This is a genomic window from Nocardia sp. NPDC058114, assembly GCF_042884695.1.
In the GTDB taxonomy this organism is placed as follows: Bacteria; Actinomycetota; Actinomycetes; order Mycobacteriales; family Mycobacteriaceae; genus Nocardia.
The window spans coordinates 520506-534442 of sequence record NZ_JBHVTK010000001.1; the positions used below are offsets into that span (position 1 = coordinate 520506).

13 protein-coding genes are annotated in these 13937 nt (G+C 66.3%); 9 read left to right on the forward strand and 4 right to left on the reverse strand.

Going from position 1 to position 13937, the window contains the following annotated elements; translation table 11 throughout:
- Positions 1-2 precede the first annotated feature (2 nt).
- From ACFVVI_RS02330 to ACFVVI_RS02350, 5 genes are read left to right on the forward strand one after another with little or no spacing between them, the layout of a single operon-like run.
- Complete coding sequence (locus ACFVVI_RS02330) at positions 3-917, forward strand: hypothetical protein (RefSeq protein ID WP_387442604.1); 915 nt, start codon at positions 3-5, stop codon at positions 915-917.
- The gene (locus tag ACFVVI_RS02335; RefSeq protein ID WP_387442606.1) at positions 914-1180 is read left to right on the forward strand and encodes a hypothetical protein; all 267 of its coding nucleotides are present in this window, start codon (positions 914-916) and stop codon (positions 1178-1180) included. Before ACFVVI_RS02330 ends, ACFVVI_RS02335 begins: the two co-directional genes overlap by 4 nt.
- Positions 1177-2076 carry a formyltransferase family protein gene (locus tag ACFVVI_RS02340; RefSeq protein WP_387442608.1) on the forward strand — a complete coding sequence of 300 codons (900 nt, stop codon included), beginning with the start codon at positions 1177-1179 and terminating at the stop codon, positions 2074-2076. The genes ACFVVI_RS02335 and ACFVVI_RS02340 overlap by 4 nt, the downstream gene beginning before the upstream one ends.
- Positions 2077-2090: 14 nt before the next feature.
- Positions 2091-3263, forward strand: a complete 1173-nt coding sequence (locus ACFVVI_RS02345) for an MFS transporter (protein WP_387442611.1) — start codon at positions 2091-2093, stop codon at positions 3261-3263.
- A complete protein-coding gene (locus tag ACFVVI_RS02350) occupies positions 3260-3754 on the forward strand; it encodes a flavin reductase family protein (RefSeq protein ID WP_387442613.1) in 495 nt (164 codons plus the stop codon). Before ACFVVI_RS02345 ends, ACFVVI_RS02350 begins: the two co-directional genes overlap by 4 nt.
- Before the next feature lie 233 nt (positions 3755-3987).
- Here the strand turns inward: ACFVVI_RS02350 and ACFVVI_RS02355 are convergent, their stop codons facing one another.
- Positions 3988-4923: a fumarylacetoacetate hydrolase family protein gene (locus ACFVVI_RS02355; protein WP_378988766.1), complete on the reverse strand. Its 936-nt coding sequence runs from the start codon at positions 4921-4923 to the stop codon at positions 3988-3990.
- A 158-nt stretch (positions 4924-5081) separates the two neighbouring features.
- Here ACFVVI_RS02355 and ACFVVI_RS02360 point away from each other — a divergent pair, with 158 nt between their 5' ends.
- Positions 5082-5708, forward strand: a complete 627-nt coding sequence (locus tag ACFVVI_RS02360) for a TetR/AcrR family transcriptional regulator (RefSeq protein ID WP_387442616.1) — start codon at positions 5082-5084, stop codon at positions 5706-5708.
- A 107-nt stretch (positions 5709-5815) separates the two neighbouring features.
- On the opposite strand, the gene ACFVVI_RS02365 is transcribed toward ACFVVI_RS02360, so the two are convergent.
- Positions 5816-6976 (reverse strand): amidohydrolase family protein, encoded by a 1161-nt coding sequence (locus ACFVVI_RS02365; RefSeq protein ID WP_387442618.1) that lies wholly within the window; start codon positions 6974-6976, stop codon positions 5816-5818.
- Positions 6977-7450: 474 nt separating this feature from the next.
- Here ACFVVI_RS02365 and ACFVVI_RS02370 point away from each other — a divergent pair, with 474 nt between their 5' ends.
- Positions 7451-8185, forward strand: coding sequence for a DUF2993 domain-containing protein (locus ACFVVI_RS02370; RefSeq protein WP_387442620.1), 735 nt, complete (start codon positions 7451-7453; stop codon positions 8183-8185).
- Positions 8186-8287: 102 nt separating this feature from the next.
- On the forward strand, positions 8288-9577 hold the full coding sequence (locus tag ACFVVI_RS02375; RefSeq protein WP_387442622.1) for a YhgE/Pip domain-containing protein: 1290 nt from the start codon (positions 8288-8290) through the stop codon (positions 9575-9577).
- 51 nt (positions 9578-9628) lie between these two features.
- Here ACFVVI_RS02375 and ACFVVI_RS02380 read toward each other — a convergent pair whose 3' ends face one another.
- Positions 9629-11458: an acyl-CoA dehydrogenase gene (locus ACFVVI_RS02380; RefSeq protein ID WP_387442624.1), complete on the reverse strand. Its 1830-nt coding sequence runs from the start codon at positions 11456-11458 to the stop codon at positions 9629-9631.
- A gap of 215 nt (positions 11459-11673) precedes the next feature.
- Positions 11674-12876, reverse strand: a complete 1203-nt coding sequence (locus ACFVVI_RS02385; RefSeq protein ID WP_387442626.1) for a TetR/AcrR family transcriptional regulator — start codon at positions 12874-12876, stop codon at positions 11674-11676.
- A 368-nt stretch (positions 12877-13244) separates the two neighbouring features.
- On the opposite strand from ACFVVI_RS02385, the gene ACFVVI_RS02390 reads away from it, so the two are divergent.
- Positions 13245-13925, forward strand: coding sequence for a lysophospholipid acyltransferase family protein (locus tag ACFVVI_RS02390; protein ID WP_387442627.1), 681 nt, complete (start codon positions 13245-13247; stop codon positions 13923-13925).
- Positions 13926-13937: the final 12 nt, after the last annotated feature.

The following is a 13937-nucleotide window of genomic DNA, read 5'->3' on the forward strand; positions in this document are numbered from 1 at the left end:
CCATGAGCATCGAAACCATCTCCCCGAACACCCTGCTGGCGTCCCCCGACGCCGTGCTGATCGCCTCGGAAACACCGGGTGTCAGCGTGACCAACCACGCCTTCGACACCATCATCTCCGGCATGCGCGCCGCGCTGCTCGAACTCGCCGCTCCCCAGCAGCCGACGCCACTGGCGGTGCCGCCGGTGATTTCGCGATCGCTGCTCGAACGTGTCGGCTATGTCGACACCTTCCCCGATCTGCTCGGCACCATCCACTCGTTCACCGGCTCGGCCAAGCGGTGGCGCGAGCTGGATGCCGCTCGGACGGCCGAGGCCGGCCACTGGCATGACGACCAGCAGATCAGCGATCTGTGCGTACTGCCTGCCACCTGCTATCACGTCTACCCGCTGTTCGAGGGCCAGGACCTCGACGCACCGACCGTGCTCACCGCCGAAGCACACTGCTATCGGCAGGAGGGCACTCACGAACTCGGTCGGCTGCGCAGCTTCCGGATGCGCGAATTCGTGCGTATCGCCGGTGCCGACGACTGCACCGCCTGGCGCGACGAATGGGTCCAGCGGCAGCGTGTTTGGCTGGAATCGTTGGGTCTCGAGGTGTCGGTGGTTCCCGCCAGTGATCCGTTCTTCGGCGCGGCGGGTCGACTGATGAGCGCCACACAGAAGGAACAGGAGCTCAAATACGAGCAGTGCGTCGCCGTCGGAGACGGACTCGTGCAAGCGGTCGCCAGTGCCAACTGCCACAAGGAGCACTTCGGCGAACCGTTCGACATCACCGTCGCCGGCGAACCTGCCCACACCGCCTGTGCGGCCTTCGGACTCGAACGGATCGCTCTCGCCTTGATCCACGCGCACGGCACCAACCCGTCGACCTGGCCTGCCGTCGTGCGCGCCGCGCTGCGACTGGACGCCGCGTGACCCACACAGAACTCGTCAACCGTCTCGTCGAAGTACTGCGCGAGGTCACCGACGGTGCGGTGCCCGCGAACGTCGACACCACCGGCCCTCAGAGCATCCGTGCGCTGAAGCTGACCAGCATGAAACTGCTGGCATTCATGGTCGAGCTCGAAGACACACTCGGCGTCGAGTGGGACGACGACATGGCTCCCGACACCACCGCGTCCTTCGACGCGCTCGCCGACTACATCCACACCCAACTACAGAAAGCTGGTGCGCGATGAGCGAATACCGGATCGCGCTGTTCACCGTCGAGTGCGCGCAGACCGGGGCAGCCATGGCGGAAATCGTGGCGCGCCACCCGGAGGTGAGGATGATCGTCACCTCCGACGTCACCCGCCCGGCCCGGGGAAGTGCCGCCCAACAGGCCGTCCAGCACATTCGCCGCTCCGGGCTCGGCTTCGCGGGCTACCTGCTGTCGTCGTTCCAGTTCTACAACGCATGGCTGAGCCTCGACAGGGTTCGCTCGGCGGTGACCGGTAGCGAACGCGACCGCCTCTCGGTGGCGGAACTGTGCGAGCGCAACGACCTGCGCCATGTTCATTCGCAGAATGTCAACGGCGCGGACGTGATCGAGGCGATGCGTGCCGAAGGCATCGATCTGATCGTCATCTACTGGTTCGACCAGATCCTGAAGCAGCGGGTCATCGATCTGCCTGCCCACGGCGTGGTCAACCTGCACGCAGCTCCGCTGCCGGTGTGCCGCGGGTTGTGGCCGGTGCTGTTCTCGGCCATCGAGAACGACCGAACCTTCGGAATCACCGCGCATCTGATCGAGGACGAACAGATCGACGCGGGCCCGATCATCGGCCAGTTGGCTGTCCCTGACGCGGGCCGGTCCGTCATCTATCAGGACGACGTCGTGAACCGCAGCGGAACCGAACTGCTCTCGGCCGTGCTCGCCGACCTACCGGGCGCGATCGCGGCGGGCAGACACCAGAGCGGCGGAAGTTACTTCTCCCATCCCGAGCGCGCACAGATCGCCGCGGGCTCGCAACGCGGCATCTCCTTGACCGCGTTGCGGGACACGCTCGCGGTCTATCGCAGCAAGGGCCCGCTCGACGCCGAGTTCACCGTCGTGCCCGGTGTCGCGGTGGATCCGGATCCGGTCACCAGGTGATGAACGGGAACGGTATGTCACGGTGGTTGACTGTGCTGTTGGCGATCACCTGCGGAGTGACTTCGTCCAACATCTATCTCACACAACCGTTGCTGCCGCAGATCGGCGCCGATCTGGGCGCGACGGCCGAGACCACGAGCCTTGTGCTCTCGGCAACTCAGATCGGCTATGCCCTCGGCATCTTGCTGCTGGTGCCGTTGGGTGACATCAGGGACCGACGGCCCCTGATCCTGACAATGATGGGACTGACGGGCGCCGCACTCGTCTGCTCCGCGTTGGCACCGTCGATCACGGCACTGGTGGTCGCGGGCTTCCTGGTCGGCCTGTTCACCCCGATCCCGCAAGTCGTGATCCCGCTGGCCGTGCTGCTCGGCGGCGACGCAGCGCGGGGCCGGACGGTCGGAATCCTGCAAGCAGGTCTGCTCATCGGCATCGTGTGCTCCCGCGCCTACGCGGGAGCTATGGCCGAATGGGTGGGCTGGCGCAGCGCATACTGGTGCTCGCTGGCGGCCATGATCGTGGTGACGGTACTGCTCCTGCGGGCGCTGCCCTCCACCGCACAATCGACCGAATCGTTGACCTATCCGCAGCTGATTCGCTCGATGGCCGTGCTGATTCGCAGGCCCGCCGTCGCGGGAATCTGCGTTTCGGGTGGCCTGGTCGGGATCGCCTTCGGCGCCTTCTGGAGCACGATCACCTTCGAGCTCCATTCCGAATTCGGGTTCGGCTCGGCGGCTTTGGGAGCCTTCGGAATGATCGCCGCGGTGAGTGCACTGGCTTCGCCGGTCGCCGGTCGCATCGCGGACCAGCACGGGGTTCGCCTGACCCAGACGGCTTTGATCAGCATGCTCGTCGTGGGCTGGCTCGTCATTGCGGGGCCACCTGGCTGGCCGGTAGTCGTCCTCGGCGCGATACTCATCGATGTCGGATTGTGGGGCAACCAAGTCGTGAATCAGGCCGCACTGTTCGGCGCGGCAGCCCGCGACCACAGCCGACTCAACACGCTGTACTTCTTCACTCGGTTCGCCGGTATCAGTGCCGGTTCGGCGCTGGGCCCGGCGTTGTGGGCTCAGTTCGGTTGGCACGCGGTGGTAGCGCTGGGGATCGGCGCGAGTGTGGTGGCCCTTGGTGTGTTCGCCGCCAGCACCCGAAACCCTTCCACGACTCGTCAGGAGGTACCCGCGTGACTACGGCCGAACAGCAGCAGTGCTCCGCTGACGATTTCCGGTTGGCGATGTCGCGATTTCCTTCGGGCGTCGTGGTCGTCACCGCCGAGGACGAGGACGGCATGCCTTACGGGTTCACCGCCAGTTCGTTGTGCTCGGTCTCGCTCGATCCGCCACTGTTGTTGGTTTGCCTTGCACGCAAGGCTCGCTCGTATCCCGTTTTCGCTCGGGTCGAGCGGTTCGCGATCAGTGTTCTCGCTGCGGACCAGGAGAACACCGCCCGCCGGTTCGCCGGCAGCCTGGGAGAGAAATTCACCGGTGGCGAACTCACACGCGCGCCTGGCGGTGCGTTGGTGGTCGGGGATGCGTTGGCTACCCTCGATTGCCGCGCAGTCAATCGACACGAGGCAGGTGACCATATGGTGTTGATCGGGCAGGTCACCGTTGCTCGAACCAACCCGATACCGGCTCCATTGGTCTATGTCGACCGTGGATTCCGCACTGTCGGCTGAGGCTCGGATCGCACGACGATGTGCCTTCCGTGGTCACGGGATTGCAGGTAGTCGGGTCGGGGGCCGTTGGTCGGAGGCGCTGAGGTCCGATAACGGTGCCTTTCCCAGTGGTCAGTCATTCTTCGTGGGAGTTCGGGCACGTCCCCGAATGCTGGCGCTGACCCGGCTCGGTCGACCTGGCTGATCGGCCGGTCGAGAGCCATCCGATAGGGAGTGCTTGCCCAAGGCGATCGCTACGCGTACCGCACGGTCGTATGTTGTCTTCCGAGATCGATCGCGCCGTCATCGGTGGCGACCGTCGCTTCGATGACGTCACCGTCGCGCAGGTACTTCGGGTTCTTGGCCTGGCGGTCGAAGAAGAGTTTCCACTTGATCTTGGGTGGCAGTATCGCGCCGATGATCTCCACCGGTTTTGGTGGAGCGCTGATCGCGGTTCCCACCGGAGTGCCGGTGAGCAGCAGATCGCCGGCACTCATCCGCTGGAATCGCGACAGCGCCCGCACGGTCTCGAGCGGTTGGTAGATCATGTCGGCCACGGTCATGTCCTGGCGCTTCTCACCGTTGACCCACAGCCGTAGCCGCAAGTCGACGAACCGGTCGAGTTCGCCTGCTTCCAGGAGGACCAGTGCCGGTCCCGTCGGGGTGAATGTCGGATACGACTTGCCCTCGTAGTACTGGGTCTGCGGCAATTGCACGTCGCGCGCGGAGATGTCGTTGGTGACGACGAGTCCCGCGATGTAGTCGCCGAGGTTGCCGGAGTCGATCTCGGTACCGACGGGCATTTCCCTGCCGAACACCAACCCGATTTCGACTTCGTAGTCCAGGAGCCGCACATGGCTCGGACGGACGACCTCGTCGTGGGGGCCACTGATCGATCCCGATGCCTTCCTGAAGAAGGTGAGCGGGACCGATCCGGGATCTCCGCCGGAATCCTTCACGTGGGAGGCGAAGTTCGTCATCTGGGCGACCACCCGGCACGGGACCGTGACCGGGGAGACCAACGAGAGTTCGTGCACTGGGACCGGATCGGTGGTTCGCGCCGCCTGGGTGATCGCGGAGCGGTCGGCGAGAAGTGCCGCGGTCGTGGTGGCGTCGGTGGCGATCCGGGCCGCGCCCGCAGAGGTCAGCAGCCACCAGCCGTCGATCGCACGGAGAACGGTGTGTGCCATGAACGCTACTTTCTTCTAGCCGATCAGCTGCTCATATACTGACGATATCATCACTTAAGACGCATGCATCAGTTGAGATCATCTGGAGGATAGCATCAACTATGAGATAGTGGTCATTTGTGTGATCGGTAATCGACTGGCTCGGTGTGGAGGGCACGATGGATGACGCTGGCGGCACCAATCGGCTGGAGCGGCGGAAAGCCCGGACTCGGGCAGCGCTCGTCGCGGCGGCGCAGGTCTTCATCGCGCAGGGCAGGCTCAACGTGCCCATTCTGGAGATCACCCAGGCCGCGGACGTCGGCATGGGGTCGTTCTACAACCATTTCTCGAGCCGGGAGCAACTCCTGCAGGTGGCAGTAGGGGAGGTGCTCGACCGGCTCGGTGGTGCGCTGGACGAACTGACGGCAGACCTCGAAGACCCGGCGCACGTCTTCGCGCAGAGCTTTCGTTTGGTGGGCAGGGTACATCGGCGTGAACCCACCGCCAGCAAGGTTCTGCTCGCGGAGGGACTGGTCTACGCCGGGTCGGACAGGGGTGTGGCCGCACGAGCACGCCGGGATATCGAGATAGGTATGCGCGCTGGTCGGTTCCGTGTGCGCGATGTCGAACTCGCGCTGGTGATCGTGTCGGGCGCCGCGCTGCGCCTCGGCCAGTTGTTGCACGAGCAGACGGACCGTGACGACGCCGCGGCCGTCGACCAGGTGACCGAAGACCTCCTGCGCATGCTCGGGCTCGGCGCGGAAGAGGCTCACGACATCAGTCGACGTGCCTTGCCGGAGATCTGAGTTCCGGCGGCACGTTCCGCGTCCGCCGCCGGGTCGTAGGTCGGTCCAAGTCGGCCCGGGCCGGGCGCGTGGGGAGCCCCGCGCCCGGCCCGGGTCAGACGTGGAGATCAGCCCGCGTTGACCGCCGCGGCCAGCCTGGGAAGCTGGCGAAGCGGGGCGTGGTGCTCGACTTCCATGCGCTGTTCGGCGTCGAAGATGTCGCTGAGACCCGGGGCGGGGTCGTGGGTTCCGGACTGCGGCAGGGTGGTCGCGCTGAACGGCCAGTCGGAGCCGAAGACGATGTGGTCACGCGTTGTCACGGCCGACACCGCCGACATCGCGGCATTGGAGGCACTGAGAGCCGTGTCGTAGAAGAATCGCGAGATCTGGGTCTTCGTGTCGAGCAGCGACGGCTTGCCCAGGCCCTCGGGCCAGTTCTCGCCGATGGCCGTCTCGGAGGCGACCCCGATCCGCCAGGACAGGAAAGGCAGGGTGCCGCCGGCGTGGGAGAGCTGGAACCGGATGTTGGGGTACCGCTGGGTGACGCCGGTCAGCATCATCATCGTCGCGGCCCTGGTGGTGTCGAAGGTGAACTCTTCGAGGAAGTCGGGCAGGGGCAGCTTCGGCTTGGCGTCGTCCGGGATAGCGGCTGGGTGGACAAAGACGTAGGCCTTGCGGTCGTTCAGCGCGATCATCAAGGGCTCGTAGAGCGGATCGCCCAGATAGGCGCCGTTGTAGGCGGACAGCAGGACGATGCCGTCGGCGTGCAGGACGTCGAGGGCGTAGATCGCCTCGGCGACCGAGGCGGCGATGTCCGGCATGGGCAGGACGGCGAAGGAACCGAAGCGGGTGGGGTGCTGCTTGGTGAGTCCGGCGACGTAGTCGTTGCAGTATCGGGCCATGTCGTTGGCTTCCTTGCCCGCGGGCAGGAAACCGACGCCGGGATCGGACACCGACAGGGCTTGCGCCTGGATGCCGTAGTAGTCCATGAATTCCAGCGCGGATTCGGGCGACCACTGGGGCGTGGGATAGCCGCCGATCGTGAAGTGCCCATGCGAGAGCAGTGCCGCGCGGTAGTCCGGTGGCAAGACGTGGGAATGCAGATCGATGCGGTAGGTACCGCTCGGAGCGGGCTGCTGGGCGCGGGCGGTTCCAGCCGCGCCGAACCGGGTCGACGTACCGAGGGGGAGAGCCGTGGCCGCGGCGACACCGAGCGTGCCTGCGACAGCTCCTCCCAGCATGCGGCGGCGGCTCACGCCGGCGCGCGATGGAGTATCGGATTCGTTCACGAGAATGTCCTTTCCTTCGGTTGTTTCGGTCGCATCGCGAAGTCCCGCTCGGCGCGGTCGGAGTCCGCCCGAACGGGGATGGGCTGCGGGGTGGGGAGTGCTCGATCGAGCTGATCGGGCGAAGCGATGCGCGAATCGCTGATGAAAGTATCAGATGCGATGCGATACGTGACTGAACCGGTCTTCTTGCACCGAGGTCGTTCCGCCGGAGGGTCTGGGCAGGGAGTGCGACCGGCATCATCGGCGGAGGCGCTCACTGCTGCTATAGACCGTCATAGATGATGACATGGTCAGTCAATTGCTGCCAGAGAATTCTCAGGCGATCCGCAGACCTCCGACAGGAAGCGTGTGCGCGACGTCACGCAACATGGAGCTTTGCGTCAGATATGATGATTTCATCATCGCCATGTTGGTGTGGCGATTGTGCCCGGGATCGTCTCCCCGGCCCGCCAGGGGGAATCTGGAGGAGAACTGATGAAGCTTCGAGAGCTGGATCCCGTCGACACCGGCAACGTGCCCGGTGGGAGTGTGCGGCGACGAATCGTGCGCGGCATCACTCTCGGCCTGGTCGTCTCGCTCGTGCTGGCGACGATCGGGATCGTGTCGGTCGAGCTGTATCTGCGGAACCGGATCGAGGGCTGCCTCGCGGCCGGCCTGCGAGACGACCTCGGCTCCTCGGTGGACGTGGATCTCGGTCCGCGACCGGTCGTATTCAGTCTGATCGACCGGCGGATTCCCGAGCTGACCGTGGATGGCGACGACGCGCAGTTCGGTCCGGCGGTCGGGATGGCGGTCCATGCGACACTGCATCAGGTCTCGATGGCGCAGGGCGGGGCTTCGGCCACCGTGGGCAGCTCCGAGGCGCGCGTCGACTGGAGCGCCGAGGCGATCCAGCGCACGCTGCACGGGCTGGCCGGGGAGGTGGGGATGTCCGCTGTCGACGGCACGGTCGATGTCACCGGGGTCATCGGCGTGGTGTCGGTGCGGCTGCGCCCCTACATCGAAGACGGGGTGATCCGCGTCGAGATCGTCTCTTCTCGCGGGGTCCCGCCGCAACTGGCGAACGAGATCGCCGACCTGCTCACGGAGAGCCTGCGCGACTATCCGCTCGGGCTTCGACCGGAGTCCGTGACCGTGGCCGACACGGGAATCCGGGTCGAACTCCGTGGCGGCGCCACCGAGCTCCCGGTATCCGGCGACACGTGCTGATCTTTTCATCAGGAATAGCTTGACCTGCCAAGAGCCGGTGCTCGATGATCGACGTGGTGGGTTGCGACGAAGTTGCCGAGCTGACGGTAGAGGAGTGGTTCCATGGCGATCACCGGTAGGAATCTTGCGAGGTGGCTGCGTCCCGGTGCTGTTGTCGCGGTGCTCGCGGCACTGCTGGCGACCATGTATCTGGGATACATCGTCGACCCGGAGAAGAACATGCACGACTTCCCGATCGGACTGGTCAACCTCGATGTCGGCGACACCGTCGGAGGTGAGCAGGTCAACGTCGGCGATCAGATCGCGGCCTCGATGGTTCAGCAGATCCCCGCCGACAAGGTCGCGCTGCGTGAGATGGGCCTGCCGGAGCTGCATCGGGCCATGCTCAACGGCGAGATCTACGGGGCGATCGTCATCCCGAGTGACTTCACCAAGCGTGTGTCGATCCTGGGCGCGGCCGGTGTCGTGCCCGGCGATGTCGATTGGCCCGTCATCACCGTCGAATCGAATCCGGCGGCGGGTGCCTACGCCACGCAGATCATGCTGCGCATCACCACTCAGGCGACGGACGCGGCGAACAAAGCGGTAGGCGCGCAACTGCTCGAGCGGGTGCAGAACCAGCTCCAGCCGACATCGGACGCACCCGCTACCCAGCTCTCCGGCGTGAGCCGGCTCGCCATGGCCGAGCCCGTCTCGGTGGTGGTCGTGCCCTTCCGTGAGCTCCCCGACGGCGCCGGTGGGGGACTGTCGGCGTTCTTCTACACCCTGCTGTTGCTGCTGGCCGGGTTCACCGGCGCGATGATCATCCACGCGATGGTGGACTCGGCACTGGGCTTCGCGCCGACCGAGTACGGGCCCTGGTACGTCCACTACCCGGCGACGCCGATCTCGCGCGTGCGGACGCTGCTGCTCAAATGGGGCATTCTGGTGGTCGTCGCGCCAGTGGTGTCCGGGATCTACCTGGCCGTCGCGACGATGCTGGGGATGTCGATCGAGCGTGCTCCGATGCTGTTCCTCTACGGCGTGCTCGCGATCGTGGCGGTCGGGATCACCGCGCTGTCCATCCTGGCGATCTTCGGTGCGGCCGGGATGCTCGTGAATCTCATCGTGTTCATCGTCCTCGGCCTGCCCTCCGCGGGCGGAACCGTGCCGATCGAGGCGACGCCGCGGGCCATGGCGTGGCTGTCGACCTTCGAACCGATGCACCAGATCTTCATCGCGGTGCGGGCGATCCTCTACTACGACGCCCGGGCGAGTTCGGGCCTGGCGCACGGCGTGGGGATGGCCCTGCTCGGCCTGCTGATCGGACTGGTCATCGGCCTGGCCGCGACGATCTTCTACGACCGGAAGGGGCTGGAACGCCGGGCTGTCCCGGCGGCCGGAAAGCAGTGAGTTCTGCGCGGACCGGCGCCGACCAGGACATGGTGGGCGCCGGTCCCGCGATCAGAAGGCGGCCTCGTCGAGATCCATGATGGCGGGATCGATATCCGCGATCACGGCACGGTCGGCACCGAGCCGGGGCAGCACGGTTCGGAGGAAGAAGGACGCCACCGCGATCTTGCCCGCGTAGAAGTCACGGTCCGATCCGGCGGACGGGAGTGCGGCCGAGGCGATTTCCGCGGCTACCAGCAGTCGCCACCCGATCAGCAGATCGCCGACCGCCAGCAGGAAACGGACCGATTCGAGCCCGACCTTGTACAGCTCCCGACTGTCGTTCGCGGCCGCGAGCAGGTGCTGGGTCAAGGTGGCGGTCATGGCCTGCACGTCGTCGAGCGCGGTCAGCAGAATTGCGCGTTCGACCTTGAACTCCGGGGTGCCGGATTCGGGCTGGGCGGTCGCCCGGACCTGGTCGGCGATATGGGCCAGGGCCACGCCGCGGTCGCGGGCGATCTTGCGGAAGAAGAAGTCCTGCGCCTGGATGGCGGTGGTGCCCTCGTAGAGGGAGTCGATCTTGGCGTCGCGGATGTACTGCTCGATCGGGTAGTCCTGCAGGAAGCCGGAGCCGCCGAAGGTCTGCAGCGAATCGGTCAGGTACTGGTAGGCGCGCTCGGAGCCGACACCTTTGACGATCGGCAGCAGCAGATCGTTGACCCGCGCGGCCAGCTCGGCGTCCGCGCCCGAGACATGCTGGGCGACTGCGGGATCCTGGTGGGCGGCGGTGTAGAGATAGATCGCGCGCAGGCCCTCCGCGTAGGCCTTCTGCAGCATCAGCGAGCGCCGGACATCCGGGTGGTGGCTGATGGTCACCTTCGGTGCGGTCTTGTCGGCGATCTGGGTCAGGTCGGTGCCCTGGACGCGAGTCTTGGCGTATTCCAGCGCGTTCAGGTAACCGGTCGACAGGGTCGCGATGGCCTTGGTGCCGACCATCATGCGCGCTTCCTCGATGACCTGGAACATCTGGGCGATGCCGTTGTGGACGTCGCCGACGAGCCAGCCCTTGGCGGGCACGCCGTGGCCGCCGAAGGTGAGCTCGCAGGTGGCCGAGGCCTTGAGCCCCATCTTGTGCTCGACATTGGTGACGAACACACCGTTGCGATCACCGAGTTCGCCGGTCTCGGAGTCGAAGTGGAACTTCGGCACCAGGAAAAGGCTCAACCCTTTGGTGCCGGGGCCGGCGCCTTCGGGGCGGGCCAGGACCTGGTGGATGATGTTGTCGGACAGATCGTCGGCATCGGCCGCGGTGATGAACCTCTTGACGCCCTCGATATGCCAGGAGCCGTCCTCCTGCTGGACCGCCTTGGTGCGGCCCGCGCCGACGTCGGAGCCCGCGTCGGGCTCCGTCAGGACCATGGTCGCGCCCCAGCTCTTCTCGACGGCGATCCTGGCCCAGCGGCGCTGGTCCTCGGTGCCGATGCGGTCGACGATATCGGACATACCGGGCCCGGTCAGGTACATGTACGCCGCCGGCTGGGCGCCCAGAATGAGCTCGCTGATCGCCCAGGCGAGCATGCGAGGCGCCGGAATACCGCCGATGGCCTCGGATTTCGCGATGCGCCACCATTCGCCGTCCTGCCACGCCCGTACCGAGCGCTTGAACGCCTCCGGTAGTCGCACGGTGTGGGTCGCGGGGTCGAATTGAGGTGGGTTGCGGTCGGTGTCGGCGAACGACGCGGCGGCGGGACCCTCGGCGATCCGCGCTGCTTCGACCAGCATCGTGCGCACGGTGTCGCCGTCGAGGTCGCTGAACGCGCCGCTGCCCAGCACGTCCGCCAGGCCGAAGACCTCGAGCAGATTGAACTCGAGGTCTCGGACATTGCTCTTGTAGTGGCCCACGGCCGAGTCCCTTCGACAGGCCGGTCGAGACGACCGGGAGTGAGGTGGAATGCGCGGATCCGATGCGCGCCGTGGGCCATTGTGGGTTCGCGCCGAAGCGCTACGCAACCGTAAGTTATTTTCGGCTAAGTAGATTCAATCTGAGAGCCGCTGGTACCAGATCATGAGATCGTCGTTCTCGCATTAAGTTGACCACCGCTAAGCTGATGAGCGAGTCAGTCGTGCAGGGCGATCCGGTCACCGATGGCGATCAACGCGCCCGCGAGATTCCGGTGGCCGAGGGCGCGCGGGTTGCGCACGGCGTCGATCACGACGGTGCCGATCGCCTGGACGAGGATGCGGGCCTGCGGGAGTGGCAGTTCGGCATGGGCCGTCTGCAACAGCCGGGCCCAGTTCAGGATGCCGTCGCGATGGATCCGGCGGTAGCGCGTGGCCTGCGGTTCCGGTAGGTGTCCGACCTCGCTGACGGTGGTACCGAGCAGGTCCGGCTGCTGGAGCGCGAATCCCACGAACGATTCCATCAGCAGATGTACCGCCTCGCGGGCGTCGCGGCCCTCGGCCAGTGCGCGGGAGGTGTAGAGGCCGATCCACTGCTCGTTGCGCACGATGATCTCGTTGAGCAGGTCGGCCTTGCTCGCGAAGTGGTGATACAGCGCGGGTCCGCTCACGCCGACGGCGGCGCCGATGTCTTCGATGCCCACCGCGGCATAGCCTCGCGTGTTGAACAGGCGCGCCGCCGCGCCGATGAGGCGCTCGGGCCGGGTGATTCGTTCGAACTCAGGGGACAGCGGCGGCGCCGGACGCGACGTGCGGGGCGAGGTCCCGCCCGGAGGCAATTCGGTGGCGAGGAGTCGCAGGATCGCGGCGTCGAGCACCGAGGTGAATGTCGTCGGCGGCAACTGCTGGCGGTGGTACGACGGGCTGACCGCCACCGAGAGAACGCACCAGCTCAGCAGCTCGACATCATGGTCGGATAGTTCTGGGCGCCGCGCGCGCACTGCCCGGCGCAGGTAGCCGGTCAATCGAACCGCCCGGATCAACACCGAAGAGCGGTGCGCGGCGGTGAGGTTGCGGAACTCGAGCTGCCACAGCCTCGGCAGCCCGCGCAGCTCGAGCGCGATGGCGACGAGTTCCTCGAAGACCCGATGCCCGCTCGCGTCCTGGACCGCGGCGGCCTCCAGCCGGGACACCGTCGCGTCCATGCCGGACATCAGGCAGTGGCCGAGCAACTCCTGCTTGTTGCGGAAATGGCGGTACAGCGCCGCCGAGGAGATCCCGACGGCGGTGGCGATCTCGGCCATGGACGTGCCGTGGTAGCCCGCCCGGGCGAAGGCGTCGGCGGCCGCGGTGAGGATCGTGGCGCGGCGGTCGCGTGGACGTCGGCGAATCGCGTGGCCGCCCGGGGTGCTGGTGCTCATCGTCTCCCAGTCTGGCGTACCGGGGCTGTGCCGTCGGGGGTGGCCACCGCATGGCCTCGTCGTCCGATGGCGGGCACGACCGGCCCCAGTGGGTGAACTCACAGTCATATGAATGTGTTGATCAAATATGATCAAAATATCAATGTTGCGATCATTGATAGGAGTGCTGTCCGGTGTTCGTGTCACAGCGCGGCGACAAGCGCGGGAAGTGAGAAGTAGTGCCTGACAGTGGTGTTCAGCCGCTTCACGATGAGCCGTTCGACGACGCGCCGCAGGGTGGGAAGGGGGTCGAATCCGGGCGGGCACCGGCTGCCGTGAGGATTCTGCTCGGGGCGTTCCGGTGGTATCACCGCCACGAAGTAGGGGGCGTGCTCGAACCGGCATCGGGGCCGGCGTTGTTCGTGGCCAACCACGGCTTCGGCGGTGTCTTCGATCTGAATGTCCTGGCCGCGCGATCGGCCTATGTCCGCATCGGGGATCCGCGACGGGCGGTCGTCCTGACGCATCACATGGTCTGGGCGATGGGGCTCGGCCCGTTGCTCGCCAAGATGGGGGCCGAGCCCGCGACCGGTGATAACGCCCTGGCGGCCCTCGCGCGTGGCGAGCATGTCCTCGTGTTTCCCGGGGGTGATGTCGACGCGTTCAAGTCGTGGGGCGAGCGCAACCGGATCATCTTCGACGGGCGGACCGGTTTCGCGCGGCTGGCGATCCAGGCGGGGGTGCCGATCGTTCCGGTGGTCACGTCGGGGGCGGGGGAGTCGCTGATCTGCCTGTCCGATGGTCGTGCGCTGGCGCGCTTGCTTCGCCTCGACAAGGCGCTGCGGCTCAAGCGGCTCCCGATCACGCTGTCGTTGCCGTGGGGGCTCACCGTCGGAATCGCGGGGTTGTTCCCCTACATCCCGCTGCCGACCAAGGTTCGGACCGCGGTGCTGCCTGCGATGGGGCCGGAGGGTGGGGAGTCGCCGGGGGAGTTCGCCGAGCGGGTGCGCCGGGTGATGCAGGACGAGATGGATCGCCAGACCGCGAACCGTGTCCTGATGCTCGGATGAGAACCGGTCAAA

Coding starts and splice junctions, on each gene's coding strand:
- ACFVVI_RS02330 (WP_387442604.1), top strand. CDS start 3: ATGAGCATCGAAACCATCTCCCCGAACACCCTGCTGGCGTCCCCCGAC.
- ACFVVI_RS02340 (WP_387442608.1), top strand. CDS start 1,177: ATGAGCGAATACCGGATCGCGCTGTTCACCGTCGAGTGCGCGCAGACC.
- ACFVVI_RS02345 (WP_387442611.1), top strand. CDS start 2,091: ATGTCACGGTGGTTGACTGTGCTGTTGGCGATCACCTGCGGAGTGACT.
- ACFVVI_RS02355 (WP_378988766.1), bottom strand. CDS start 4,923: ATGGCACACACCGTTCTCCGTGCGATCGACGGCTGGTGGCTGCTGACC.
- ACFVVI_RS02360 (WP_387442616.1), top strand. CDS start 5,082: ATGGATGACGCTGGCGGCACCAATCGGCTGGAGCGGCGGAAAGCCCGG.
- ACFVVI_RS02370 (WP_387442620.1), top strand. CDS start 7,451: ATGAAGCTTCGAGAGCTGGATCCCGTCGACACCGGCAACGTGCCCGGT.
- ACFVVI_RS02375 (WP_387442622.1), top strand. CDS start 8,288: ATGGCGATCACCGGTAGGAATCTTGCGAGGTGGCTGCGTCCCGGTGCT.
- ACFVVI_RS02385 (WP_387442626.1), bottom strand. CDS start 12,876: ATGAGCACCAGCACCCCGGGCGGCCACGCGATTCGCCGACGTCCACGC.